At 44.7% G+C, this 1,469-nt stretch carries 1 protein-coding gene; it reads left to right on the top strand.

Translation table 11 applies throughout. The features are described from left to right. Positions 1-274: 274 nt before the first annotated feature. On the top strand, positions 275-1,210 hold the full coding sequence (locus AC805_RS13010; protein WP_055075835.1) for a DUF4349 domain-containing protein: 936 nt from the start codon (positions 275-277) through the stop codon (positions 1,208-1,210). Positions 1,211-1,469 lie beyond the last annotated feature (259 nt).

Below are 1,469 nucleotides of genomic sequence, written 5' to 3'. Positions count from 1 at the left end.
GCAATGTAGTCTATTGTGCGGAATCAAATTAATTTGACAGATTATGCAGGATATTTGGTCGGATAATACTACATATTTGCCAATTTAGGGATTATCCAATCGGGGCAAAAATTGTGAAGTAAACCTAAGATTAGCTGAGTTATAGCTATAGTCAGTAATGTTAGGACAAAGATCAAACCCAATAGGGAGTTGCGGCGCTTTGCGCCGCAACTCCCTATTGGGTTTGATGTCCCGATTTAAGTGACTATAGCTATAACATTCAGCGGGATAAATCATGGTGAAAACATATTGCCCAAGAATACCTTTGCAGGGTCAAGCATTTCGTGCGCTCAAAGCGATAAGTCTGATTATGGCGATCGGGCTCGGGCTAGCCAGTTGTGCTAATCAAGAAAATAAGGGCGTTGCTTCTAGGATCTCCCCTGCGGCTGATATTGTGGCTCAGTCCGAACAAGCTACACCTAACGCAGCAGATGCTTCTCCGAAAGCAGCGTTGCCACGTCCACAATTGATTAAGTCGGCAGAAATTTCTTTGCAAGTCAAGTCAATTGAAGAAAGTTCAAAAGTGATAGCGGAGATCGTCAGACAGCAGCAGGGCGATATTTTAGAGCTAAACGACTTTCGAGCGGGCAACTCGGTTACCGCGCAGTCAGTTTCCTTAAAAATTAGAGTTCCCCAAGATCGCCTCGATTTGGTACTGGAGGCATTGTCCCAGTTGGGGCTTGTGAAGGGAAGATTCCTAAAAGCAGAAGATGTAACCAATCAATTAGTGGATCTACAGGCGAGACTTAAAAACTCTCGACAAACGGAGGTGCAGTTACAGGAGATTTTGAAGCAGACAGGCTCGGTTGGCGATGTGCTGAAAGTCACGCAAGAACTCAGTCGAGTGCGAGAATCGATTGAGCAGGTTGACGCGCATCTGACTAATTTAAAAAATCAGGTTGCCTATTCCACCGTGCAGGTTAGCCTAACCGCAGAGGTTTCCGTTATTGCCCCCCAATCCGATCTCGGATCGCAATTACAAAATACTTGGAATAATGCGACCCATTCCGTCACAGTTGTGAGCATCGGTCTATTAAAGCTCTCGATCTGGTTAATGGTTTACTGTCCGTACTGGCTAATTCCCCTAGCAGGTTTCTTGTTCCTGCGCCATCGTCGCCGCCAACTAACAAAGTTGCAGGATTCAAATTCTCCTATTAACTCAGATAATTAGCTTTGGCGATTAGTGCTTTGGCGATCGCTCACTTTAGCAACCAAGCAAATTATAAGTAGTTAAGCATAAGTAAACTTAAAACCTAGAAGAGCGTACCGCCCGCTACGCGGACGGTACGCTCTCTGGTTTTGGTTTTTAATTATGCTTAACTACTTAGCTGTTGCTACGCGAGACAAAATCAAAACCCAAGAAGAGAAGGTTGGTGCGAAGCACCAACCTTCTCTTCTTTTATATACTGATACACTTGGCGACAGCTATA

Origin of the sequence: Pseudanabaena sp. 'Roaring Creek', assembly GCF_001402795.1 — a bacterium.
GTDB lineage: Bacteria > Cyanobacteriota > Cyanobacteriia > Pseudanabaenales > Pseudanabaenaceae > Pseudanabaena.
Note: the sequence above shows the minus strand (reverse complement) of the source record. Positions and strands in the feature narration are given on the sequence as shown.